The organism is Amycolatopsis sp. DSM 110486, assembly GCF_019468465.1.
GTDB lineage: Bacteria > Actinomycetota > Actinomycetes > Mycobacteriales > Pseudonocardiaceae > Amycolatopsis.
In genome coordinates this window covers 3,457,727-3,480,507 of sequence record NZ_CP080519.1, presented here as the reverse complement: position 1 = coordinate 3,480,507, position 22,781 = coordinate 3,457,727, and the positions used below count along the sequence as shown (strand labels likewise).

General features: G+C 68.4%; 22 protein-coding genes. 11 read left to right on the top strand and 11 right to left on the bottom strand.

Annotated features, from left to right (window positions below):
* Nucleotides 1-4: 4 nt before the first annotated feature.
* Nucleotides 5-298 (bottom strand): co-chaperone GroES, encoded by a 294-nt coding sequence (locus K1T34_RS16840; RefSeq protein ID WP_220247246.1) that lies wholly within the window; start codon nucleotides 296-298, stop codon nucleotides 5-7.
* A 39-nt stretch (nucleotides 299-337) separates the two neighbouring features.
* Nucleotides 338-2,182 carry an NHL domain-containing thioredoxin family protein gene (locus K1T34_RS16835; RefSeq protein WP_220245200.1) on the bottom strand — a complete coding sequence of 615 codons (1,845 nt, stop codon included), beginning with the start codon at nucleotides 2,180-2,182 and terminating at the stop codon, nucleotides 338-340.
* A 152-nt stretch (nucleotides 2,183-2,334) separates the two neighbouring features.
* Here K1T34_RS16835 and K1T34_RS16830 point away from each other — a divergent pair, with 152 nt between their 5' ends.
* Complete coding sequence (locus K1T34_RS16830) at nucleotides 2,335-2,901, top strand: hypothetical protein (protein ID WP_220245199.1); 567 nt, start codon at nucleotides 2,335-2,337, stop codon at nucleotides 2,899-2,901.
* A 7-nt stretch (nucleotides 2,902-2,908) separates the two neighbouring features.
* On the opposite strand, the gene K1T34_RS16825 is transcribed toward K1T34_RS16830, so the two are convergent.
* Entirely contained in the window at nucleotides 2,909-5,209 is a 2,301-nt protein-coding gene (locus K1T34_RS16825; RefSeq protein WP_220245198.1) for an oxidoreductase, read from the bottom strand.
* A gap of 286 nt (nucleotides 5,210-5,495) precedes the next feature.
* Between K1T34_RS16825 and K1T34_RS16820 the strand changes: the two genes are divergently transcribed.
* The 4 genes from K1T34_RS16820 (at nucleotide 5,496) to K1T34_RS16805 (ending at nucleotide 8,911) form a co-directional block, all read left to right on the top strand.
* A complete protein-coding gene (locus tag K1T34_RS16820; RefSeq protein WP_220245197.1) occupies nucleotides 5,496-6,002 on the top strand; it encodes a PE domain-containing protein in 507 nt (168 codons plus the stop codon).
* Nucleotides 6,003-6,005: 3 nt separating this feature from the next.
* On the top strand, nucleotides 6,006-6,626 hold the full coding sequence (locus K1T34_RS16815; RefSeq protein ID WP_220245196.1) for a DUF3558 domain-containing protein: 621 nt from the start codon (nucleotides 6,006-6,008) through the stop codon (nucleotides 6,624-6,626).
* Nucleotides 6,627-6,629: 3 nt separating this feature from the next.
* Nucleotides 6,630-7,880 carry a hypothetical protein gene (locus tag K1T34_RS16810; protein ID WP_220245195.1) on the top strand — a complete coding sequence of 417 codons (1,251 nt, stop codon included), beginning with the start codon at nucleotides 6,630-6,632 and terminating at the stop codon, nucleotides 7,878-7,880.
* Nucleotides 7,881-8,164: 284 nt separating this feature from the next.
* On the top strand, nucleotides 8,165-8,911 hold the full coding sequence (locus K1T34_RS16805) for an ESX secretion-associated protein EspG (protein ID WP_220245194.1): 747 nt from the start codon (nucleotides 8,165-8,167) through the stop codon (nucleotides 8,909-8,911).
* A 70-nt stretch (nucleotides 8,912-8,981) separates the two neighbouring features.
* Here K1T34_RS16805 and K1T34_RS16800 read toward each other — a convergent pair whose 3' ends face one another.
* The 4 genes from K1T34_RS16800 to K1T34_RS16785 all read right to left on the bottom strand — a co-directional run bounded on the left by K1T34_RS16800 (nucleotide 8,982) and on the right by K1T34_RS16785 (nucleotide 13,337).
* Nucleotides 8,982-9,755: an amino acid ABC transporter ATP-binding protein gene (locus K1T34_RS16800; RefSeq protein WP_220245193.1), complete on the bottom strand. Its 774-nt coding sequence runs from the start codon at nucleotides 9,753-9,755 to the stop codon at nucleotides 8,982-8,984.
* The gene (locus K1T34_RS16795) at nucleotides 9,752-10,705 is read right to left on the bottom strand and encodes an amino acid ABC transporter permease (RefSeq protein WP_220245192.1); all 954 of its coding nucleotides are present in this window, start codon (nucleotides 10,703-10,705) and stop codon (nucleotides 9,752-9,754) included. The genes K1T34_RS16800 and K1T34_RS16795 overlap by 4 nt, the downstream gene beginning before the upstream one ends.
* Before the next feature lie 24 nt (nucleotides 10,706-10,729).
* Entirely contained in the window at nucleotides 10,730-11,653 is a 924-nt protein-coding gene (locus K1T34_RS16790) for an ABC transporter substrate-binding protein (RefSeq protein WP_220247245.1), read from the bottom strand.
* A gap of 253 nt (nucleotides 11,654-11,906) precedes the next feature.
* Nucleotides 11,907-13,337, bottom strand: a complete 1,431-nt coding sequence (locus tag K1T34_RS16785) for a M20/M25/M40 family metallo-hydrolase (protein ID WP_220245191.1) — start codon at nucleotides 13,335-13,337, stop codon at nucleotides 11,907-11,909.
* Nucleotides 13,338-13,689: 352 nt separating this feature from the next.
* On the opposite strand from K1T34_RS16785, the gene pdhA reads away from it, so the two are divergent.
* Genes pdhA through K1T34_RS16770 form a run of 3 tightly spaced genes read left to right on the top strand, consistent with a single transcriptional unit; the run spans nucleotide 13,690 to nucleotide 17,247 of the window.
* A complete protein-coding gene (gene pdhA / locus K1T34_RS16780; protein WP_220245190.1) occupies nucleotides 13,690-14,895 on the top strand; it encodes a pyruvate dehydrogenase (acetyl-transferring) E1 component subunit alpha in 1,206 nt (401 codons plus the stop codon).
* A complete protein-coding gene (locus K1T34_RS16775; protein ID WP_220245189.1) occupies nucleotides 14,895-15,887 on the top strand; it encodes an alpha-ketoacid dehydrogenase subunit beta in 993 nt (330 codons plus the stop codon). Before pdhA ends, K1T34_RS16775 begins: the two co-directional genes overlap by 1 nt.
* A gap of 16 nt (nucleotides 15,888-15,903) precedes the next feature.
* On the top strand, nucleotides 15,904-17,247 hold the full coding sequence (locus K1T34_RS16770; RefSeq protein ID WP_220245188.1) for a dihydrolipoamide acetyltransferase family protein: 1,344 nt from the start codon (nucleotides 15,904-15,906) through the stop codon (nucleotides 17,245-17,247).
* Here the strand turns inward: K1T34_RS16770 and K1T34_RS16765 are convergent.
* The 4 genes from K1T34_RS16765 to K1T34_RS16750 form a co-directional block, all read right to left on the bottom strand.
* Nucleotides 17,237-17,542 carry a hypothetical protein gene (locus tag K1T34_RS16765; protein ID WP_220245187.1) on the bottom strand — a complete coding sequence of 102 codons (306 nt, stop codon included), beginning with the start codon at nucleotides 17,540-17,542 and terminating at the stop codon, nucleotides 17,237-17,239. The two genes, K1T34_RS16770 and K1T34_RS16765, sit on opposite strands and share 11 nt — an antisense overlap.
* Before the next feature lie 12 nt (nucleotides 17,543-17,554).
* Nucleotides 17,555-17,941, bottom strand: coding sequence for a hypothetical protein (locus K1T34_RS16760; protein WP_220245186.1), 387 nt, complete (start codon nucleotides 17,939-17,941; stop codon nucleotides 17,555-17,557).
* Between the two features lie 15 nt (nucleotides 17,942-17,956).
* Nucleotides 17,957-18,328 (bottom strand): hypothetical protein, encoded by a 372-nt coding sequence (locus K1T34_RS16755; RefSeq protein WP_220245185.1) that lies wholly within the window; start codon nucleotides 18,326-18,328, stop codon nucleotides 17,957-17,959.
* 70 nt (nucleotides 18,329-18,398) lie between these two features.
* On the bottom strand, nucleotides 18,399-19,262 hold the full coding sequence (locus K1T34_RS16750) for a LuxR C-terminal-related transcriptional regulator (protein WP_220245184.1): 864 nt from the start codon (nucleotides 19,260-19,262) through the stop codon (nucleotides 18,399-18,401).
* 256 nt (nucleotides 19,263-19,518) lie between these two features.
* Between K1T34_RS16750 and K1T34_RS16745 the strand changes: the two genes are divergently transcribed.
* The 3 genes from K1T34_RS16745 to K1T34_RS16735 all read left to right on the top strand — a co-directional run bounded on the left by K1T34_RS16745 (nucleotide 19,519) and on the right by K1T34_RS16735 (nucleotide 22,755).
* Entirely contained in the window at nucleotides 19,519-20,085 is a 567-nt protein-coding gene (locus K1T34_RS16745) for a TetR/AcrR family transcriptional regulator (RefSeq protein ID WP_220247244.1), read from the top strand.
* Between the two features lie 62 nt (nucleotides 20,086-20,147).
* Complete coding sequence (locus K1T34_RS16740) at nucleotides 20,148-22,034, top strand: ABC transporter ATP-binding protein (RefSeq protein WP_255638771.1); 1,887 nt, start codon at nucleotides 20,148-20,150, stop codon at nucleotides 22,032-22,034.
* 76 nt (nucleotides 22,035-22,110) lie between these two features.
* The gene (locus K1T34_RS16735) at nucleotides 22,111-22,755 is read left to right on the top strand and encodes a TetR/AcrR family transcriptional regulator (protein WP_220247242.1); all 645 of its coding nucleotides are present in this window, start codon (nucleotides 22,111-22,113) and stop codon (nucleotides 22,753-22,755) included.
* The last annotated feature ends 26 nt before the right edge of the window (nucleotides 22,756-22,781 follow it).

Here is a 22,781-nt window from a genome sequence, read left to right as displayed (position 1 = left end):
GGAGCTACAGGTAGAGCCCCGTGCCGTGTTCGGTCCGCTCGGTGGCGACGGCGTGGACATCCCGCTCGCGCAGCACGAAATGGCCCTCACCCTGGATCTCGACCTCGAGCTGGTCCTCCGGGTTGAAGAGCACGCGATCGCCCTGCTTGACGTTGCGCACGCTGTTGCCGACGCCCAGTACATCACCCCAGGCGAGCCTGCGGGCCACCTGCGCGGTCGCGGGGATCACGATTCCGCCGCTGCTGCGGCGTTCGCCCTCCTCCGGCGACAGGCGCACGAGCACGCGGTCCTGCAGCATCTGGATCTGGAGCTTGGGCTTGTCAGGCACGCCCCCATGCTACTGACCGGGTGCCACCGCCTTCGGCTCACCCGCCATGACCAGGCTGAGCGTGCGCTCACCACCGTTCTCGAAGCGCACCGGCACACCCCAGTCCTGCCGCGTGATGCGGCACGCGGGGTGCTCGCCGCCCTCGTCGCAGCTGGCCGCCTGGGCGACGACCTGCAGCACGCCTTCCGTTACGCCGTCGGCGAACCGGATGCGGCGGGTGAGGTCGGTGCCGATTCCGGCGCCGTCGGCGAGCAGCTCGGGCGGCGACGCGCTGACCTCCAGCCGCGTGGACGGCCCGTAGCGGTCGTCGAGCTTCTCCCCCGGCGGCGGCGTGAAGACCACGGCGAACTCGACATCGCCGGTCGCGAGCACCGTCGGCGGGCGGCGGACCGCGTTCTTCTCGCCGGCCACGGTCGTGACCTGGGCTCCGACCGGCGCGAGACGGTTGCCGGCCGACTCGACGACGAGCAGCTCACCGTCGTGCAGCAGCAGGCCCTGCGGCTCGGCGAGGCCGGTGGCGAGCGTGGTGACCTCGCGCGTGAACGGGTCGTAGCGGCGGACGGCGCCGTTGTAGGTGTCGGCGATCGCGATGCGGTCGCCGGGCAGCACGGCCAGGCCCAGCGGGTGCTGCAGCAGCGCTTCTTCGGCCGAGCCGTCGGCGTGGCCGAAGGAGAACAGGTCGGTGCCGACGGCGGTGTGCACGGTGAACGTCTCGCCCTCGGGCTCGATCCACCGCAGCGCCGAGGTTTCCGCGTCGACGAGCCACAGCTTGTCGCCGTCGGGCGCGAGGCCGGACGTCTGCGCGAAGAACGCTTCGCTCACTTCGCCGTCTTTGAGGCCTTCAACGGTCGTCCCGGCGAAGCGGCGGATGCCGCCGGAGATCGGGTCGAAAACGCTGAGCGTGTGGTTGCCGGCCATGGCGACCACGACGCCGCCGGCGGGCGCCCACCACGCGACGTCCCACGGGCTCGTGAGGTCGGTGTCGAGGGCTTTGCCGGTGTCGGTGCCGTTGCGCCACTGGTTGCCGGTGCCGGCGACCGTGGTGACGTCGCCGGTGTTGAGGTCGATGCCGCGCAGCCGATGACCCGCGGTGTCGGCGACGACGGCGTGGTAGCCGGCGCGCTGGGCGACCTCGTTGGGCAGCAGCGCGATACCGGACGGTTCGGTGAAGGTGGCGAGGTCGAACGGCCCGTCCTGCGCGCCGCGCTCGCCGCTGCCGAAGCGGCGGATCACGGTCTCGCCGTCGGACGCGAACTCGACCACGGAGTGGTGCCCGGTGTCGGCGACGAGGATGCGGCCCTCCGCCGTGGCGACGGCCTTGCTCGGAAAGCGCAGCTCCGTCTGCTGCTCTTCGACCGGCACGTACGGGTTGCCGCCGCGTCGCAGCGTGCCCTTCGCGGCGTGCTTCGCCACGAGATCCGCCACGACGCGTCGCAGCGCTTCGCCGTGCCCCTCCCCCGCGGCGACGTGCACGACATAGCCCTCGGGGTCGACGACCACCAGCGTCGGCCACGCGCGCACGGCGTACTGCGACCACAGCTCCATCTTCGGGTCGTTCACCACGGGGTGGTGCACCTCGTAGCGGCGCACGGCCGCCTCGATCGACGCGCGCTCGCCCTCGTGCAGGAACTTCGGCGAGTGCACCCCCACGGTGACCAGGACGTCGACGTACTCCTCCTCGAGCGGGCGCAGCTCATCGAGCACGTGCAGGCAGTTGACGCAGCCACTGGTCCAGAAGTCGAGCAGCACGATCCGCCCGCGCAACTCCGCGAGGGAGAGTCGCCGGCCGCCGGTGTTGAGCCAGACGTCGCCGGTCAGTTCGGGTGCGCGTACTCGCGCCTGTGCGGAACTCACGCGACGAGTGAACTACAAGTGGCTGTGGTGTGTTCCGTCAACCACGGTCTGAGAGAAGAACCTCACCCCGCCGAGGGAGGGTTGTTGTCCAACCGTCAAAGCGGCGGAAAAGGACGCGCGAGGCTGTGTGGGCGGTACGTACGCTTCTTCGTATGTCACACGTCCAGCAAGTCCTCACGGTGGAGGAGGCCCGCACGCTGCAGGAAAGCCTCGGGGAACCCCTGCGTCCGGGCTTGTCGGAAGCCGAGCTCACCGACGTCGAAGCCCAGTTCGGCTTCCGGTTCTCCCTGGACCACCGGGCGTTCCTCACCGCGGGCGTGCCGGTGGGCGACCGGTGGCCCGATTGGCTGCACGGTAACCCCGACCACCTGCGCAAACGCCTCGACTGGCCCGTCGACGGGCTGCTGTACGAGGTCGAGCACAACGGCTTCTGGCACCCGTCGTGGGGCGAGCGGCCCAGGGTGCTCTCCAACGCGCTGGCCTGCGCCCAGCGATGTCTCGCCGCCGTGCCGCAGCTGGTGCCGGTCTGCGGACACCGCTACCTGCCGGCGATCGCGGGCGCGTCGGGGTATCCGGTGCTGTCCGTTTACCACGCTGACGTGGTGGTTTACGGCTGGGACCTGCGCGGTTACCTGCGCCACGAGTTCGGCGGCGCGCCGTTGGCCGAAGAGCCGGCCGACGCGCGCGAGGTGGCGTTCTGGTCGGGGCTGTCGGAGTGAGGTTTGTTCAGCTGTCGCGGCGCACCATGCGGCCGAAGCCGGCCGCGACGGTCGTCGCGAGCAGCCAGCCAGAGACGGTGAAGCCGGCGGCCACCCAGTTGTCCGCGCCGTGCATGTACCAGCGCGACTTGTTGCCGAAGTCGACGATCGGCACCAGCAGGTCGGCCGTGTAGATCACCGGGTTCCACTGCAGCCCCGTGTCCTGCTGGTTGACCAGGCAGCGCGGCCCGCTCACTGCGTAGCGGCCGGGGTTCTGCACGCAGTCGTCGCTGCCGAGGCCGAACCACAGGCTGCCGAGCACCAGCAACGTCAGCAGCCAGCCGAGCGCGCGAACGGGCCGGTAGCCGTAGCCGACCATCGAGCGTTGCAGGAAGCTCCACAGCCGCACGCCGGGGCCGAAGATCTTGAACCCCTTCGCGAGCGCTTCGTAGCGGAACTGCTGCTTGCGCAACCCGACCGTCGAGGCGTGTTCTTCGTTGCCGGCCGCGCGCAGGGTCGCGGCGAGCTGGTCGTACGGGCCTGGGCGGTAGCCGCGCATGGCTTTGCTCAGCAACGCGATGCGATGGTCCAGCGCGCGGTCGTCGTCGAGGGGGATGCCGCGTTTCAGGGCGTCGTAACGGAAGTCGTCGAGCTCGATGCCATCCTCGGCGGCCCAGAACTCCTCCGTGTCGCCGAGGGTCCCGCAGTGCGCGCGCCGCAGCACGACGCGTCCCGCGGGCGGCGTGCGGAAGCCGAAAAGGAACTCGTCGGCCGTCACGTCGCTCGCGTCGAGCGCGATCCCGTGCGACGGAAGGGATCCGAGCTGTGCGCCGCCGAGCTCGAGGCGCCGCGCGATCTGCGCGCCGTCGAGGTTGACGCCGCCCTCCGCGACGAACGCGCGGTCCTTGTTCTCCGTCAGCACCAGGTCACGGCCGATTCGCGCGGTCCGGACGTCCAGCGAGAAGCTCGACGACGTGCGCTGCCCCGGCTCGGTGAGCTTGCTGCCGTAGAGGTTCACGCTGCCGCCCACCACGACGCCCTGCAGGCGCACGGTGCCCTGCAACGTCGCGTCGGTGAGCTGGAAGTTGCCTGCGATCTTGGCTCGGCGCGCGGAGAAGACGTCGCGCCCGGGGTGCAGGAACATCGAGTTCCACGCGAGGAAGTTGCCGCCGATCTGCACGTCGGCCATGCGCAGCTGCCCCACGGGCACGCGCAGGCTGGTGGCCTCGACGTCGCCGCCGATGGTCGACCCGTCGAGGTGCAGCGCGCGGTCGTAGTACGGCGTCGCGCGGCCGCGCGCCATCTTGATCTCCGCGCCGGCCAGCCTGAGCGAGCCGCCGATGCGCGCGTTGACCATGCGCAGGGTGCCGAACGCCTGCAGCCCGTCGGACAGCTCCAGGTTGCCGTCGACCTTCAGCCGATCGGCGACGAGCGCGGGCCGCGGGTCGAGGTACGGGTCGTTCGACTTCCACGCGTCCACGGCCACCGGCCCGCGCTGGTCCACGGTGATTTTTGCCTCCCGCAGCACGATGTCACTGTCCACAGTGGCGCTAGGGAAATACATGATGCCCTTGGCGGTGAATCGCTTCCGCTCGGCGGCCGGACCGTAGTTGTCCACTTCGCACAGCAGGCTGCCGCCGATGTGGATGCCGTTGCCGTTGAACGCGAAGCCGTCGGGGTTGTCGAACGTCGCGCCGGAGAAGTTCACGTTGCCGCCCGTGCGCATGCCCGGCACGCGCACCTCGCCGCGCGCCACCATGCGGTACGCGAGCAGCGCGCCCGTGATCACGAGGCGGTCGGCCTGGATCGCTTTGCCGTGGGGGTGCTTGATGGTCGTGCGCGTGAGCACGACCGAGCCCTCGATCACGGCGTCGGTGAGGTTCACGGCGGCGTTGGGCATGCCGCGCTCGCGGTCGTCGCCGCGCATGATCGTGGTCTCGGGGATCTCACTGTCCTCCGGCCCGACCTCCACCACACTCCGGATGAGCCGAACGTCGTTGCGGCTACGCAGGTTGCGCGCCTTGAGCCCCGGCAACCAGCACTTCCGGAAGACGAGCCCGAGCACGTTCGCCTCCCGCACGTCCGGCGGAAACTCGAACCGGCACCGCTCGAAACGGAACAGGTACCCCAGCTCGGCGGCCCGGAGGTCGAACGTCCCGGTGATGTACGCGTCCTCGACCTGCACGATCGGCGCGTTGGTCGCCTGCCTGCGCCACCTGAGAATCCCGCCCGTGCCGGGTTTCAGCAGGTCCGCGGCCTTCACCTCGTACCTCTTGTCGGGCACCCCGGCAAACGGATCCAGCGGCGGCAGTGTCGTGTCGGTCGGCACGTGCCCCCTTCATCGCCGCGGTGTCGTGTCCCAGCGAATCGGAACCCGCCCGGGGGCGCAAGCGGCCTAACGGAGTAGCCCGGACGGCTGCTGACCGGTTGTTGGTTGTTGATCACCCTTGGTGGCCTTTTTCAACGCCGGACGAGCTCCTGCCATCGCCGGGGTGATCTTGCGGGAACCGATCCTGTGGACGAGTCGTCCCTGTTAAGGTCACTAACTGGAGCTAGAGCTGAACAGAGGGTAGGCCGCACCCCGGACCGGAGCGGCCCGTGCGGGGAGGCACGACATGCCAGACGGAAACCAGGGCGGACTGCAGGGCGTCTACAACGAGAACTTGACGCCGGGGCAGCAGGCCCCGCCCTCGAACTCCGGACTGCTGCCAGGCTCGACGGCGGCACCGACACCTGCCCAGCCTCCGGACTACAAGGCGCTCGGTGCCGGACAGGCCAAGGCCGACTTCGCCGCCGCATCCGGTAACGGCAGCTGGGAGTTTGATCCCGAGGCGATGGACAAGGTGATCCAGCAACTCGACGACACCGTCCAGGGTGACTACACGACCGCCGCCAATGAGGCTGATTACTTGGCAGGCATCCAGCCTCCCGGAAAAGAGATCGGCAGCACGCAGTATGCGGCTACGGCAAACGAGTCCGGACGATCCTATCAACAGTTTTTGGCATCAGCGCTCGAATACACTAAGGCGTACCGCGACACGCTGATCGATATTCAAAAAGCTTATCAAAATCAGGACCAAGCAGCGATCGACGCCCTGAAGAGCAGCGGAAAGGCCGACTGAACCATGCACTACCGGACCCGAATTGGCGCCGTCGCACTGGGTGTCGCAGCACTGCTCTTGACCGGGTGCAGCGGCGAGAAGTCGGGAAACGCCACGACGCCGGCGCCCTCGTCGGCTGCCCCTTCAGGAAGTAATCTTCCGGCGAACGGAGCCCCGAACGTCGCCAACCCGATCACCGATACCTCCAAGGTCGAGTCGGATCCGTGCGGTGCCGCCACTCAGGCGGAGGTCGAATCTCTTGGTGGCAAAGTGGCGAGCAGTCGAGTAGATGACCTCGACGGCCTCGGCAAAGAATGCGTCTGGGTGTACACGAACCAGTACGGCAACATCGCCGCCGGTCTCGCTACCGGAAACACCAACGGTCTCAGTGGAATCTACTACCAGCAAGGCCACGGTGGTCTCACCACCTTCGAGCCCCAGCCGAGCGTCGAAGGCTACCCGGCGGTCGTTTACACGAACGGCGGCGAGACTTCGGGTAAGTGCACGCTCGCCGTGGGCGTGCGGAACGACCTTGTCTACACGATCATCGCCCGCTTGGATACGGGAAACCCGCAGATCGACAACCCGTGTGCAACGGCGACGAAGTTCGCCGGCATCCTTATCGGACATCTGAAGGGTATGTAGGCCATGACTTACAGTGGCTTCGACATCTTCACGCTGATTCACGACCCCGGGAAGACTGACACGCTCGACCGCGCTCAAGGCGCTTCCTCGAAGTTGAAGACCATTCACGAGAACATCAGCCAAACAATGGTCCAAGGTCAGACCGCATTGAGTGCGTTCTGGAAAGGGCAAGCCGCCGACAGCGGGACTGCGGGTTTGTCCCCGTTGATCCAGTCCTCACAGATCACTGCTGAGAACCTCGATCGAGCTCAGCGCTCGATGCAGGAGCAATCTTCGGCATTCGTCTACGTTCGCGACAACGCGAGGGACGTGCCGAAGGACAGGGCCAACGACAACACGCCGGAAGACTGGCTGTCGTTCGGCGCGAGCGACGACGAGAAGACGGCAGCGAAGTTCGATGCCGACACTAAATTCAACGTCGACCTCTACGAGCCGTACTACCAGAGCACCCAGCCGCGCCGGACGACACTCGCACCGGACTATCCAGCAGCCCACGACCCCAACGTCTCCGCCGGGGGGATCACGCCTGCTCAAGTCACTCCGGTGACGTCCGGTGGTCCCCACAGTTCCGGCAGCGGCGGCCACTCGTCCGGGCATTCCGGCGGCTACAGGCCCGGCCCCAGCACCTACTCGGCGCCTCCCGGAGCGGCTGGCTACCACGCGCCGCCCCCGCCGGGGCACTCGACAGCCGGTGTGAACACGCCGGCGGCGAATGACACCACGAGTGCCGCGTTCGCAGGGCCGACGCAGACGCAGGGTGGACCCGGATCATCGTCGTGGCAGGGGCCCGGTGGGGTTGGGGTCAACGGGCCCGGCGGTGGCAACAGCAGCGGCTTCGGTCCCGGGTTCGGGCCGGTCGGCGGATTCGGCGGCGGGGGCGGCTTCGGGCCGGGCGGCGGCCGGGGCGGCTTCGGTCCCGGTGGCAGCGGCAGCGGCAGTGGCTTCGGGCCCGGCGGTGGTGGGGCATCCGGTGGCGCGGCCGGAGCCGGACGTGGCGTCGGTGCAGGCGCGGGCACTGGTGCCGGCGCGATGGGCGAAGGTGCAGGTGCCGCGAGGCCCGGCGGGATGGGTGCGGCCGGTGCCAAGGGCCAGCCCGGCATGGGCGGCGGCATGGGTGCCGGCGGTGCCAAGGGCGGCAAGGGGACCGAGGACGAGGAGCACCAGCGCAAGATCCTCCTGTCCGAAGAGGATCCGGACTCCATCTTCGGCGGGTACGACGGCAACAAGCCCACTCCGCCGGTGATCGGGGCGTAGGAAAGCGCCAGGGGCGGACGGCGGGTGGCCGACCGCCCCACTGAGGCGGGTGATCTTGAGGGAAGCGCGCTTCGGAGCGGATGAATCCTGTTAAAGTCACCTAGCGAAGCGGGACTTGAACAGAGGGTAGGCCGCACCCGAGCTGGAGCGGCCCGTGCGGGGAGGCACGGCAGCGATGCCAGACGGACGAAGTGGCGAGCGGCCGCTTTCCGCAGGCAAGCAACAGGAACGACGTGGTCATCCCGTCGACGCCGGCCGAAGTCTGACAAAGGGGGAGTGAGAAAGTGCTGCGCAAGCCGGTGGAGTTGAGCCTGCAGACGTACGAGGTGCTGCTCGAGCGGCTCAACCTTGGCGACATCCACCCGACGCTGGTGCGGGGCGCGCTGTGGTACTCGCCGGACGAGCGGAAGCGGCTGGCGGCCGACACGGATGCCGAGCTCAGCCAGCGGGGGCTGATCCGCGGCGGCCGGCTGGACGACGATTTCGTAGAGGTGTTGCACCTGCTGCAGCGTCCGGGGGTCGAGTACTACTCGTGGGTGAAGTCGGACAAGGGCGAGCGGACCGTGCGCGCCGCGGCGAGTGGGCGGGACGCGGTGAGCGTGGTGACGGTGAACCAGGTGCTCTACATCGCGCCTGTGTCGGCGGAGGCGTTGGCGCGCGAGTTCGCGCTGCTGCTGCCGGAGGCGCCGGCGGCGCGGATCGCGTCGCTGAACTGTTCCGACGCGGATCTGAACATGATCAAGAGTGGTGTGATTCCGAGCGGCACCAGTCCGAGTATCCGCGACGCCAAGCAGGTGGTGCAGTGGCTGCGGGCGCCGAAGACGTATTTCGGGCGGCTGTACGTCGCGGTCAGGGACAGTCGGGGAAAGCGCTTGCGGAATGAGAATCCGCCGGGATGGATTGACACCGAGCAGGGGCGGATTCTGTTCGGGGTGGACAAGTCCGGGTGGATCAGCCTGGCCGGGGCGGGGCCGCAGGACCTCGTGAAGAAGGTGCAGCAGCTGGAGAACGAGCTGCGCAGCGGACGCTGAAGGTTCCCGCGCGCTGACCCCGGAACAGCAGTGTGGCCGCCTCCCCGTGGGGAAGCGGCCACACCGGCGATCAAGCGTTCGGGCTCAGGACCCGGGCCAAGAATTCCTTCGTGCGCTGGTGTTGCGGGGCGCCGATTACCTGGGCGGGTGGGCCGGCCTCGACGACCACGCCGCCGTCCATGAAGAGGACCTTGTCGGCCACCTCGCGGGCGAACTGCATTTCGTGGGTGACCACGACCATGGTCATGCCGTCTTTGGCCAGTTGGCGCATGACGCCCAGGACGTCGCCGACGAGTTCCGGGTCCAGGGCGGACGTGGGTTCGTCGAAGAGCATCAGTTTGGGTTGCATGGCCAGCGCGCGGGCGATGGCGACGCGTTGCTGCTGGCCGCCGGAGAGCTGAGCCGGGTACGAAGCCGCTTTGTCACCCAGGCCGACGCGCTCGAGGAGTTCCAGGGCGCGCTGGCGGACCTCGGAGCGGGGTTCGCGGCGGACCTGGACCGGGGCCTCCATGACGTTCTCGAGCGCGGTCATGTGGGGGAAGAGGTTGAAGCGCTGGAACACCATGCCGATGTCCTTGCGCTGGAAGGCGACCTCTTTTTCCCGCAGTTCGTGGAGTTTGTCGCCCCGCTGCCGATAGCCGACGAGGACGCCGTCGACGTACAAACGGCCTGCGTCGATTTTCTCGAGGTGGTTGATGCAGCGCAGGAGGGTGGACTTGCCCGAGCCTGAAGGGCCGATGAGGCACAACACTTCGCGTTCGTGGACTTCGAGGTCGATACCTTTCAGCACGTCCAGCGAACCGAAGCTCTTGCAGATCTTCTGCGCGGAAACGACCGCGGTCATCCGACACCTCCGCTGCCCTGGCGCCCGACGCGGAACCCGAACATCCGAGTGCCCCACCTGTTCTTGTCAGTGATCCCGCGCGTGGTCCCGCGAGCGAAGTGGCGTTCGATGAAGTACTGGGCGACGGTGAGGATCGACGTCATGATCAGGTACCAGATCACCGCCACCAGCAGCAGCGGAATGGTCTTGAAGTTCTGCGCGTAGATGGTCTGCACCGCGACCATCAGCTCGAAGTACCCGATCACGACGACCAGCGATGTGGTCTTGAGCATCGAGATCGTCTCGTTGCCCGTCGGCGGGATGATCACGCGCATCGCCTGGGGAAGGATGATGCGCCGCAACGTGGTCGTGCGCTTCATCCCCAGGGCCGACGACGCTTCGAGCTGGCCGGCGTCGATCGACTGGATGCCACCGCGCACGATCTCCGCCATGTACGCGGCCTCGTTCAGGCCGAGGCCGAGCAGCGAAGCCGTGAACTGGTTGATCAGCGTGTTGGTGTCCCACGAAACGAACTCGGGGCCGAACGGGATGCCGAGGCCGAGCCGCGGGTACGCGAACGCCAGGAAGTTCCAGAACACCAGCTGCGTGATCAGCGGGGTGCCGCGGAACAACCAGACGTAGATTCCCGCCGCACCCTTCATCAACGGGTTCGGCGAAAGGCGCATCACCGCGAGCAGCACGCCACCGACGATGCCGATGGCCATCGAGATGACCGTGAGGATCAACGTGTTCTGCAGGCCGCGCAGCACACGGTCGTTGAACATGTAGGCCCACACCGTCGGCCAGTCCAGGTTGACGTTGGTGACAACGCTGCGCACGACGATGAACGCCAGGAACAGAATGATCACCCCGGCCACCCAGCGCCCGTAGTGGCGCACTGGGACGGCCTTGATGGGTGTCGTGTCGGCCGGCGCCTCCACGGTCGGAGGAGCCTCGAAGTTACTGGGCACGAGAACTACGTCCTATCTACGGCTTCAGGAAGCCGGGTTGATCTCCGACGTGGTCACGGCGCCCGCACCGGACAGGCCCCACTTGTCGAGGATCTTCTTGTACGTGCCGTCGTCGATCAGCGCCTGCACGGCCTGCTGCACGGCCTTCGTGTAGTCGCCGCTGTCCTTTTTGAGCACGATGCCGTAGGGCGCGGTGTCGTACGGCGCGCCGACGACCTCCAGAGCCCCGCCGGTCTGCTTCACGGCGTAGTCGATCACCGGGGAGTCGGCCAGCTCGCCCTGCACGCGCTTGGCCGTCAGCGCCAGGTTGACGTCCGTCTGCGCCTGCAGCTGCGTGACGTCGATGGCCGGCTTGCCCGCCTTGACGCAGGCGTCGGAGCGCGTCTGCAGGTCGTCGACCTGTGTGGTGCCCTTCTGCACGCCCATCTTCTTGCCGCAGAGGTCGTCGAGGTTCAGGCCGTCCGGGTTGCCCTTCAGGACGGCGAGCGACGTGCCGGCCTTGTAGTAGCTGACCATGTCAACCGTCTGCAGCCGCTCCGGGTTGATGCTGAACGACGACATCGCGAGCTCGTACTTGCCGGCCTGGATGCCAGGGATGATGCCGTCGAAGGCGGAGTTCTGGAACTCCATCTGCAGCCCCAGCTTCTGCCCGATCGCGGTGCCCAGATCGACGTCGAAGCCGGTGACCTTGCCGCTCTCGTCCTGGAATTCGTTGGGCGGATAGCTCTGGTCCTGACCGACCAGGATCTTGCCGTCGCTGGTGACCGAAGCCGGCACCATCGCGGCGAGCTTGTCGTCCTTGGCCACGGCTGGGATGTCCGACGAGCCCCCAGGAGCCGTCGCCGACGAGCTTGCACTTCCCGCATCGCCCGCGCCACTGCCGCCCGCGCCGCAGGCCATGGTCAGGCCGACCAGCGCGAAAGCCGGGAGAAGGGCGAGCGCCTTCATCTGGTGTCCTCGGGCCACTTCGTCACTCCTCGTAGTTCTCAACTGTCGAGAGCACGCATATTGCCACTCGAAAGCGGGTAAGCACAGCACCCGTACGTTACGGCGCAGTTTCACCCTATGCAGTCGTGACTCCCGGTACCAGCTGAGACGCGAACAGTGTGTGGTCCAAACCACAGGGCGTCTACTGTGGAGCACCCACGGTTGGGAAAGTCCCGGCACCGACCAACCGGCGCCGGGACTTTTCACCACAACCTCAGCTCCGTGCGTGCGCGTCCAAGATGTGCGCGACGGCCTCCGTGACCTGCTGCGCGTAGTCCAGGTTCAGCCACTCGTCCGGCACGTGGATGTTCGAGTCGGCGCCGCACGCGCCCGTGACCAGGAACTGTGCCTGCGGGTACTTCTCGCCGAGCAGGCCCATGAAGGGGATCGACCCGCCCATGCCGGCGGCGCGGTGGGGGCGGCCGAACACCTCGTCGCTGACGCGGCGCAGCGCGGCCGAGAGCCACGGCGCCTCCTCGGGCGCGTTCCAGCCGTTCTCGGCCTGCGCGTCTTCGTGGATGGTCACCGAAGCGCCGTACGGCACGTCCGTGGTCAGCACGCGCTTCACGGCGGCCAACGCAGGAGCCGCCTCAGCCGTGGGCGGCAGGCGGAAGCTCAGCGTGAGCGTGGTGCTCTCGCGCAGCACGTTGCCGGCGTTGGCGGGCAGCGGGAAGCCGTCGGCGCCGATGATCGACAACGTGGGCCGCCAGTAGTTGTTCAGCAGCAGCTCCAGCGCGTCTTCCGACATCGTCCGACCGCCGCTGACCAGCGGGAACGCGGTCTGCAGCTTCTCCGGCGCCACCTCGGCCACGGCCTCGATCTCGGCCAGCCGGCTCGCCGGCACCTCGACGTTGAGCTCCGTGAGCTTGATCTCGCCCGTCTCGCCGTTCTCGATGCGCTCCAGCAGCTGCCGTAGCACGCGGAACGACGAAGCGACCACGCCGCTGGCCAGGCCGGAGTGCTGGGCCGTCGCGAGCAGCTGCACCGTGACGGTGAGGTGCAGCATGCCGCGCAGGCTTGTGGTCAGCCACAGCCGCTCGTAGTCCATGCCACCCGCGTCGAGGCAGACGACGAGGCCGACCTCGCCAAGACGCGAGCTCAGGTGCTCGACGTACGCGGGCAGGTCGGGGCTGCCCGACTCCTCACCCGTCTCCAGCAGCACCACGGTGTGCGCGTGCTCGCCGCCGGCCGCGCGCACGGCCTCCAGCGCGGACACGGCCGCGTAGCCGGAGTAGCCGTCGTCGACGGAGCCGCGGCCGTAGAGGCGGCCGTCGCGGATCACCGGCGTCCACGGGTCGAGGCCCTCGGACCAGCCGCCGACCGGGGGCTGCTTGTCGAGGTGGCCGTACATCAGCACGGTCGGCTTGTCCGTGGCGCCCGCGGTGGCGGGCACGTCCACGAACAGCAGCGGGGAACGCCCCTCGAGCTGCACGACGTCGATCGACACACCCGGCAGGTCACGCCCGGCGATGAACGTCTTCACGTGTTCGACGGCCGCGGCGAGGTGACCGCTCGCGGCCCAGTCCGCGTCGAACGCCGGGGACAACGCCGGGATCGCGACGAGACCGGACAGGCTCGGCACGACGTCGTTGATCCACGTCGAGACGACGGTTTCACGTACGGATTTCTGTTCCACGCCGGCCATCCTGCCACGGTGACCGACGTCACGACCGCTGCCGAGTCGGTGAAACCCGCCACCCGGACGCGACCGGTGCCCGACCGGTGACGCCTGGTGGGCAGCGGTGCGGATTCCCGATCATCGTTCGTCCCATACTCGGATTTCCCAGCGTTTTGCCTGTTCAGGCGCCCGGATCTCAGCAACAAATCAGCATCCGCGGTTCACCATCGCGCGCGGCTTCGTGCCAGGATGGCGACGAGAACCGTCAACGCCGACGGTGGCCAGACGCCCCGAATCCGGGGCGTAGGTCCCCGCCGGTGCAGTCGCTGTGGCCGCCACAAGCGGCCACCGCGGCGCCGACACCGAGGAGATACTGCGCATGCCGTCCGAACAGTGGACGCACCCCGAACCTGGAGACGGGCCCGCCGCCGTAGCGGCCAAGCCCTCGCCCGAACAGGTGATCGCGGGTCTGCGAGCAACGAGCGAAGGTGGCGCTGAGCTGACTCAGCTGCTCACCCCCGAAGGTCAGCGAATCCCGTCGCCGCGGTTCGACAAGTACGTCGCGGACGTCGACGACGAGGCGCTGCGCAACCTGTACCGCGACATGGTGCTGGTGCGCCGCGCCGACCGCGAGGCCAACGCGATGCAGCGCCAGGGGCAGCTGGGGATCTGGGTCCCGCTGCTGGGCCAGGAGGCCGCGCAGATCGGCTCCGGCCGCGCGCTGAAGCCCACGGACATGGCGTTCCCGAGCTACCGCGAGCACGGTGTCGCGTACACGCGTGGCGTGGACCTGCGTGAGCTGCTCGGCATCTTCCGGTGCACCGACCAGGGTGGCTGGGACTTCGCCGCACACCGTTTCCACCCGTACACGATCGTCATCGGCAACCAGGTGCTCAACGCCGCCGGTTACGCGATGGGCCAGAAGTTCGAGGGCAAAGTCGGCGACGACGACGGTGAAGCCACGATCTGCTACTTCGGCGACGGCGCCACTTCGCAGGGCGACGTGCACGAAGGCTTCGTCTGGGCCGCCGTCTACGATGCGCCGCTCGTCTTCTTCTGCCAGAACAACCAGTGGGCCATCTCCGAGCCGACCGAGCGCCAGTCGCGCCTGCCGCTGTACCAGCGCGCCCGCGGCTACGGCTTCCCCGGCATCCGCGTGGACGGCAACGACGTGCTCGCCTGCCTCGCCGTCACCCGGTGGGCGCTGGAGGAGTGCCGGCACGGCAACGGCCCGGTGCTGATCGAGGCCTTCACCTACCGGATGGACGCCCACACCACCACCGACGACCCCACCCGCTACCGGCTCTCGGACGAGCTGGAGGAGTGGAAGCTCAAGGACCCGATCGAGCGCGTGCGCGCCTACCTCGCGCGCGGCGGCGGTGCGGACCACGACTTCTTCGACCAGGTGCAGGCCGAAGCCGACGAGTTCGCGACGCAGCTTCGCGACTACACGTTCAACATGCCGGAGCCGCCGCCCGAGCGGATCTTCGCCAACGTCTACGCCGAGTCCTCACCGGCTCTCGAAGCGCAGCAAAAAGAGTTCCTGTCCTATTTGGACGGTTTCGCGACGGCGGGTGAGCACTGATGGCCGAACCGCAGAAGCTCACGATCGGCAAGGCCATCAACCTCGGCCTGCGCCGAGCGATGGAAGAGGACCCGAAGGTCCTGATCATGGGTGAGGACGTGGGCAAGCTCGGCGGCGTCTTCCGCATCACCGACGGCCTGCAGAAGGACTTCGGCGAGCAGCGCGTGCTCGACACGCCGCTGGCCGAGTCGGGCATCATCGGCACCGCCGTGGGCCTGGCCGTGCGCGGGTTCCGGCCCGTGTGCGAGATCCAGTTCGAAGGCTTCATCTTCCCCGGGTTCGACCAGATCTCCTCGCAGCTGGCGAAGCTGCACTACCGCACGCAGGGCAAGATCAAGATGCCCGTGGTGATCCGCGTGCCGTTCGGCGGCGGGATCGGCGCGGTGGAGCACCACTCGGAGTCGCCCGAGTCGCTGTTCTCGCACATCGCCGGCCTGAAGGTCGTCTCGGTGTCCAACGCGGTCGACGCCTACTGGGGCATCCAGGAGGCCATCCGCTCCGACGACCCGATCCTCTTCTTCGAGCCCAAGAAGCTCTACCACTCGGGCGCGCTGAAGATGGAGGTCGACACCGACGCGTCGCCGGGCCGGGTGTTCGGCTCGCGCGTGGTGCGCGAGGGGACCACCGCGACCGTCGTCGCCTACGGTCCGTCGGTGAAGGTGGCGCTCGACGCCGCCGGGGCCGCCGAGGACGAGGGCAAGTCGCTCGAGGTCATCGACCTGCGCACGCTCTCGCCGCTCGACCTGGGTCCGGTGTTCGAGTCGGTGCGCAAAACCGGCCGGCTGATCGCCGTGAGCGAGGCGCCGTCCGAGTCGTCGCTGACCTCGGAGATCGCGGCCCGCGTGCAGCAGGAGTGTTTCTACTCCCTGGAGTCCCCCGTCCTGCGCGTCGCCGGTTTCGACACGCCGTACCCGCCGGCCAAGCTCGAGGAGTACTACCTCCCCGACCTGGACCGGGTGCTGCACGCCGTCGACCGCTCGCTGAACTGGTAAGGGGGCACTCGCTGAAATGCCTGAGTACAAACAGTTCCCCCTGTCGGACACGGCAGAGGGGCTGACCGAGGCCGACATCCTCGCCTGGCACGTGAAGCCGGGCGACGCGGTCACGGTCAACCAGATCGTGGTCGAGGTCGAGACCGCGAAGGCCGCCGTCGAGCTGCCGATCCCGTGGGCCGGGGTGATCACCGAGCTGCTCGTCGAGGTGGGGCAGACGGTCGAGGTCGGGGCTCCGTTGCTGACCTTGGACGTCGATCCGGGCGGGAAGGCGGCGCCGGCTGCTGCTCCGGAAGCTGCGGCCGAGGAGGAGATGAAGCCTCTGGTCGGCTACGGCTCCAAGGCGGTGGAGACGAAACGGCGGGCGCGCAAGGCCGCTCCGGTGGCTGTTGCCGCTCCGCCGGCCCCTGCGCCTGTGGCGCCTGCTCCCGTGGCCGTGGCTCCGGTGGCCGTGACTCCGGTGGCTCCGGTTGGTGGTTACGTGCCGCTGGCCAAGCCGCCGGTGCGCAGGCTCGCCAAGGACCTCGGCATCGACCTCTACGCGGTCACCGGCACCGCCGACGGTGGCGTCATCACGCGTGAAGACGTCGAGCGCGCAGCAAACGGCTCTGCCCCGGCAGCCGCTGTGGCGTCCACTGTGGACATCAGTTACGACGCCGCCACCCGCGAACGTCGCGTACCGATCAAGGGCGTCCGCAAGGCCACCGCCGCCGCGATGGTCCAGAGCGCCTACACGGCACCGCACGTCACGGAGTTCCTGACCGTCGACGTCACGCCGATGATGGAGCTGCGCGAGAAGCTCAAGAAGTCGCGTGAGTTCAGCGGCGTAAAGCTGACGCCGCTCGCGTTCGCCGCCAAGGCCGTGTGCCTCGCGGCGAAGCGCACGCCCGACGTCAACGCGGTGTGGGACGAGGCGGCGCAAGAGATCGTCTACAAGGACTACGTGCACCTGGGCATCGCCGCGGCGACCCCGCGCGGGCTCGTGGTGCCGAAGATCTTCGACGCCGACGCGATGTCGCTCAAGCAGCTGGCCGTCGCGCTGACCGAGCTCACCGACGTCGCGCGCGAGGGCAAGACCACGCCCGCGGCGATGGCCAACGGCACGTTCACGATCACCAACGTCGGCGTCTTCGGCGTCGACACCGGCACGCCCATCATCAACCCGGGCGAGTCGGCGATCCTGGCGGTCGGCGCGATCCGCGACACCCCGTGGGTCGTGGACGGCGAAATCAAGGTCCGCAAGGTGATGCAGCTGTCGCTGAGCTTCGACCACCGCGTGGTCGACGGCCAGCAGGGCTCGGAGTTCCTCGCCGACGTCGGCGCGCTGCTCGCCGACCCGGCCGTGGCGATCACGTACTGAGCCGTTCCGGCACGGTTGCGGCCCGGTGGTTTCCGGGCCGCAACCGGTTCACCGGATCCTGCGCCACAGGCCGCGCAGGACCCCACCCCTCGCTTCGATCGCCGTCGGCGGACGCCGGCGCGCCGCCATTTCGTCCAGCAGGCGCTTCCGCGGTCCGCTCGGCGATGCTCAGCGCCACGCGGAGTTCCTGACGCTTGACCACGACCTTGCGGTGCGCAGTCGCGGCGAGCTCCACCGCCCTCTCCGGCGGCCGGCGCTCGACCTCGGCCCCGGTCCTCCTGATCAGTTCGGACATCGCAGTTCCTCTCTAGCTTCGGAGCAGCCTGGCGATTTCCTGCTTCATCTCCGCCGCCAGGGCCTCGGCGAGGGTCGCTTTCGCTTCCGGGTGCCAGTAGGGATCGGCGTCCACGCGCGCCATGGCGGTGTAGAACCGCTCGATGGTCATCGTCTGCAGCTTGATCCGCCGGTCCACCCGCTGCCCCTGCAGCTCCACCTTGATCTCGGAGTAGGTTCGCGCGACCACCACCACGACCGAACGCACGAGTGCGGCCGTCGGGAAGCCGAGAGCGTGGGCGATCGCGCTGACCGCGACCTCCGCGAGATCGGCACTGCCGCTCGCCGGCAGATTCCCATTCGCGTCCTGAACCTCGAACGGCACATTCCGGCCGCTCGGCGCCAACTCGTCGACCGCCAAGATTCACCCCTCCGTTCAGAAGATCAGAAAACAAAGAACGACCACCACGATGGTCGACACCGCGGTCAGCAGGATCCCCTGGAGAAAACCGCTCACGACCACACCGAAAACCAAGTCCACGGTGAAGAGGTCGAGCCGGCTGTCCCGGTGGCCACCGCGCGCTTTGCGTTGCGTGCTCAGCAAACCCGTGATGGGAAAGGCGAGCAGCCGGCGCACCGTCCGGCCGGCACCCGAGGCGCCTTTGAGTGACTCGAAAACGGTGACGAGCATCCATTTGGCGAGGGGAACAACGAGGAACTTGGCAATTCCGATCGCGACGAAGAACCACCAGAGAGCGATCAGGAATTCGAGCAGAACACTCCACACGGAGCCGTTTTCCACGCGCACCGGCACCATGTTATCCGCGATACCACAACGATTCTCTCGGCGCGAGGATGAAAAATATGGCGGCCCCTGTTCATCCCGAGGATGAGCCGCCTCGCTCACGGGCGTAACCGAGGTAGGTGGAGACTTCCTCGACGACCGTCGAACGGTGTTTGGCGCCGTACTTGCGCAGGATGCTGCGCACGTGGGTCTTCACTGTGGAGCGGGCGACGTACAGCTGTGCGGCGATTTCGCTGTCGCTCAAGCCCATCAGCTCGGCGACGTCACGCTCGCGCCGGCTCAGCGAGTCGAACCGCGCCGCCGCCTCTCGGTAACCGGCGAACTCGATCTCCGCGGAGTCCATCTGGAGCCGCTCGCACTCGCGCACCAGGTCACGCGCCCGCGGCCCGAGGCGGTGGCCCTCCGACTCCAGCTCGCTCGCGAGCTGCGCCGCCGCCTGCCAGACCACGGCGACGCGCTCCACGACCAGCGCCGACACCGTCCGTCCGAGCAAGCGTTCGGCGGCCGGCCGGTGCCCGTCGTCGAGCCGGGCCAGCAGCTCGCGGTCCTCGTCCTCGGCCGACAGGATCCGGGCGACCATCTCGGCGAGCCACTCCAGCGCGGCGAGTTCGGCGTCGCCGTAGCTGCCGGCGGTGTAGGTCTGGGCCGAGACGACGCCGATCACCTCGCCGGTGTGCGTGCGGCGCATCGGGACGACGAGCGCGTCGGCCGAACGGCGTTCCTTGTCGCCCCAAGGGATGCCGCGGTTGAGGATGGCGCCGGCGTCGGTGCGGTAGGTGTAGGAGCGGTTGTGGGCGCGCACCCAGCCCGTGGGGCCTTCGGGGTTGACCGGCCGGACGCCCGGGAGCGCGTACTCGGCGCCGTCGTACTGGTAGGCGTAGAGCACGTGGCCGGCGTCGCGGAAGAGGGCGACGAAGAACGCGTCGAGCCGCAGCACGCCACTGACGATCTCGCGCAGCTTGGCGTACAGCGCGTGGTGGCTCTTCTCGGCCTCGGCGGACAGGACCTCGCGCGCCTGGCGGCAGGCGTCCCACTGTGGGCTCGTCGAACGGCTTGCCGCGCACCGGCGCTCCTCGGGTCGGCGGATGTGAGTCCCTAAGTCGACGGCACCTCGCGCCGCGTTACCGGGTTGACGGAGTGAGTACTCACTCCGTAGCTTGGTCGGCATGGAGACGAGGAAACGTGCGCCGGGGATGGCGCCCGACGACCGCCGCCGGATGATCGTGCGCGCGGTGCTCCCGCTGGTCGTGGAACACGGCCGGGGGGTCACCACCGCGCAGATCGCCCGCGCGGCCGGCATCGGCGAGGGCACCATCTTCCGCGTTTTCACCGACAAGGACGAGCTGTTCGACGCGTGTGTGGAAGCCGCGCTCGACCCTGGGGAGGCGTTGGAGATGATCGGGGAGATCCCGAGTGAGCTGCCGTTGGAGAAGCGGCTGATGGAAGCCGTCGACGCACTGACCGCGCACCTGCAGCGAGTCGGTGCCGTGATGGCCGCGACCATGAAGGGACGGACGCCGCCGGAGGAGGCGCGCAACCGCAAGTCGGTGACCGGCGACAGCCGGCGCGAGTCGTTCGAGGCGATGCACCGAGCCGTCCGTGAGCTGTTCGTCCCGGACACCGACCGCCTGCGGCTGCCGGTGAACAAGGCCGCTTCCTTGTTCCTCTCGATGCTTTTCGCGCAGAGCCGGCCGATGCCCGGTTCGCCGGAAACCACGGAGATGATCGACGTTTTCCTGCACGGCGCGGTGTCCGCGTGATCCCAGGCGGGTTCATCCCGGGCGGACGGCCCGGCGGCCGGGGGCGCAGGCCGGCGCAGACGGTGCCCGACAGTGGCCTGACGGGACCGGTCGACATCCCGGAACCCCCGCAGCCGGACCAACCCAAAGACCTGAAGTCGCGGTTCAAGCGGATGAAGACGTCGGTGTCCGGCACCGTCCGCGGCCTGCCGAAGGTCGTGCGGCTGACCTGGCAGGCCAGCCCGACGCTCACCATCCTGCTGGCGCTGGTCACGCTGCTGTCCGGCCTCCTGCCGACGGCCACGGCGTACATCGCGAAGCTGCTGCTGGACGCCGTGGTCGCCGCCATCCAGCACAAGGGCTCGATCGACGACATCGTGCGGATCACGCTGTTCCAGTTCGGCGTGCTGGCCGCGACCGCGATCAGCAGCGCGATCACGTCGATCGCGCAGACGCTCCTGCAAGAGCGGATGACGCTCACGATCCGGCACCAGGTCATGGACCACGCGAGCAAGCTGCAGCTGGCGTACTTCGAGGGTTCGACGTCGTACGACATGCTGCGCCAGGCTGCGCAGGAGGCGCCGACGCGGCCGTTGTCGATGATGAACTCGGCGCTGGGGCTGGTGCGCACGGCGATCACGTTCTCGAGCATGATCGCGCTGCTGGTGTCGATCAGCCCGTTGCTGGCGCTGGTGGCGCTGCTCGCGCCGATCCCGGCGTTCATCACGCAGTCGAAGTACGGGTCGCGCGCGTTCTGGCTGACGTTCCTGATGTCGCCGATCAAGCGGCGGATGGATTACCTGTCGTCGCTGGTCACCACGGACACGTACGCGAAGGAGACCAAGCTGTTCGGCCTCGGGCCGTACTTCGTTGAGAGGTTCCGGCGGCTCGGCGTGGTGTCGTACGAGCGGCAACGGCGGCTGACGGTTCGCCGCAACGTCAGCTCGACGTCGTGGGGGCTGTTGTCGACGCTGGCCGGCTCGGCGATCGCGTTGTACATCGCTTTGGAGGCCGTCGGCGGGCGCCTGACGCTGGGCGACCTGGCGCTGTACACGGCCGCGGCGACGTCGGTGCAGGCTTCGGTTTCGGGCTTGTTCACGGCGTTTTCGGGGATGTACGAGAACAATCTGTACCTGGACACGTTGTACCGGTTCCTGGACACGGAGCCGGAGATCGTGGCGCCCGCCTCGCCGCGGCCCTTGCCGTCCACTGTGGAGGGACACATCACCTTCGAGTCGGTGAGCTTCAGCTACCCGGGCGCCGAGGAACCGGCCCTGGACGGGGTTTCGTTCGACATCCGGCCGGGCGAGACGGTGGCGGTGGTCGGCCGCAACGGCGCGGGCAAGTCGACCCTGTTCAAGCTGTTGTGCCGGCTCTACGACCCCACCGGCGGCCGCATCCTGCTCGACGGCGTCGACATCCGCTCGTACGACCCGGACGAGCTGCGCACCCAGATCAGCGCGATGTTCCAGGACTACGTGACGTACCAAGGAACGGCGGCCGAGAACATCGGCCTCGGCGACCTCCACCGGCTGGAAGACCGCCCCCACATCGAGGACTCCGCCCGCCGCGCCGGCGCGGACGAACGCATCGAACGCCTGCCGTCCGGCTACGACTCGCCTCTGGGTCGATGGTTCGACCAGGGCGTCTCGCTGTCCGGCGGTGAGTGGCAGAAGATCGCCCTCGCCCGCGCCTTCCAGCGCGAGGCCCCGATCCTGATCCTCGACGAACCGACATCCGCCCTCGACGCCCAGGCCGAACACGATCTGTTCACGCGCCTGCGGTCCCTCGCGGCCGGCCGCACGACGCTGTACATCTCGCACCGCTTCTCCACCGTCCGCCAGGCCGAACGCATTCTCCTGCTGGACCACGGCAAGGTCGCCGAGTACGGCACGCACGAGGAGCTGATGGCGGCTCAGGCGGGATACGCGGAACTGTTCACGTTGCAGGCGCAGGCCTATCTGGTGTGATGGTCGCCGGGTGTGGTGCAGCATGCTTGAACCAGGACGAGAGCGCAGGGAGGAAGCACGCGAGGTGAGCGCACCGATGTCGAGCCCCGCGCAGCGTGGGAGGCCGCGGAAGTTGCCCGTGGCGGAGCAGCGCGGCCGGGTCGTGCGGGCGGCCACGGAGGCCGTGGCGCGGCATGGGTTCGAGGCGGCGACGATCGAGGAGATCGCGAGGGCCGCGGGGGTGTCGCGGCAAGCGGTCTACGAGCAGTTCGGGGAACGGAAGAATCTGTTCGCCGAGGTGGTCGGGGCCGCTGAAGAGAGGGCGTTCGAAGCGATCGGGGCGCCGGCGAGGGATGCGTCCGAGCCGGATCTGCGGGCGTGGGCGAGGGCGAACTACGCGAACATGTTCCGGTTCGTCGAGGAGGACCCACACTCGTTTCCCGTCCTCAGAGAGGCCGAGCGGGCGGGGAATCCGGCGCTGACGAGGCTGCGGGAGCGGCTGGCCGTGATCTACGCGGAGGCGAGCCGCAAGCGTTGGGCGGCGTACGGCGTGGACTCGGGGCGGGCCGACAAAGCGCTGGTGACGCTGTACTTCGCGATGACCGAAGCGTTGGTCCAAGTGTCCTGGGAAGGTGACCCGCCGGCCCAGGACGCGTTGGTGGACCTGCTCACGGAGTTCACCGTCGGTGGGGTGCTGAGGCTGCAGACCCAGGCGGCGGATGTGATCGAAAGGCTGCGGTAGTCCGGCCGGCTCGGGGGAGGAAGCCG

Bases quoted from the DNA above. Each gene is read 5' to 3' on its own strand.
- K1T34_RS16830 (WP_220245199.1), top strand. From the start codon at position 2,335: ATGTCACACGTCCAGCAAGTCCTCACGGTGGAGGAGGCCCGCACGCTG.
- K1T34_RS16800 (WP_220245193.1), bottom strand. From the start codon at position 9,755: ATGACCGCGGTCGTTTCCGCGCAGAAGATCTGCAAGAGCTTCGGTTCG.
- K1T34_RS16840 (WP_220247246.1), bottom strand. From the start codon at position 298: ATGCTGCAGGACCGCGTGCTCGTGCGCCTGTCGCCGGAGGAGGGCGAA.
- K1T34_RS16815 (WP_220245196.1), top strand. From the start codon at position 6,006: ATGCACTACCGGACCCGAATTGGCGCCGTCGCACTGGGTGTCGCAGCA.
- pdhA (WP_220245190.1), top strand. From the start codon at position 13,690: ATGCCGTCCGAACAGTGGACGCACCCCGAACCTGGAGACGGGCCCGCC.
- K1T34_RS16745 (WP_220247244.1), top strand. From the start codon at position 19,519: ATGGCGCCCGACGACCGCCGCCGGATGATCGTGCGCGCGGTGCTCCCG.
- K1T34_RS16735 (WP_220247242.1), top strand. From the start codon at position 22,111: ATGTCGAGCCCCGCGCAGCGTGGGAGGCCGCGGAAGTTGCCCGTGGCG.
- K1T34_RS16775 (WP_220245189.1), top strand. From the start codon at position 14,895: ATGGCCGAACCGCAGAAGCTCACGATCGGCAAGGCCATCAACCTCGGC.
- K1T34_RS16765 (WP_220245187.1), bottom strand. From the start codon at position 17,542: ATGTCCGAACTGATCAGGAGGACCGGGGCCGAGGTCGAGCGCCGGCCG.
- K1T34_RS16810 (WP_220245195.1), top strand. From the start codon at position 6,630: ATGACTTACAGTGGCTTCGACATCTTCACGCTGATTCACGACCCCGGG.
- K1T34_RS16820 (WP_220245197.1), top strand. From the start codon at position 5,496: ATGCCAGACGGAAACCAGGGCGGACTGCAGGGCGTCTACAACGAGAAC.
- K1T34_RS16770 (WP_220245188.1), top strand. From the start codon at position 15,904: ATGCCTGAGTACAAACAGTTCCCCCTGTCGGACACGGCAGAGGGGCTG.
- K1T34_RS16785 (WP_220245191.1), bottom strand. From the start codon at position 13,337: ATGGCCGGCGTGGAACAGAAATCCGTACGTGAAACCGTCGTCTCGACG.
- K1T34_RS16790 (WP_220247245.1), bottom strand. From the start codon at position 11,653: ATGAAGGCGCTCGCCCTTCTCCCGGCTTTCGCGCTGGTCGGCCTGACC.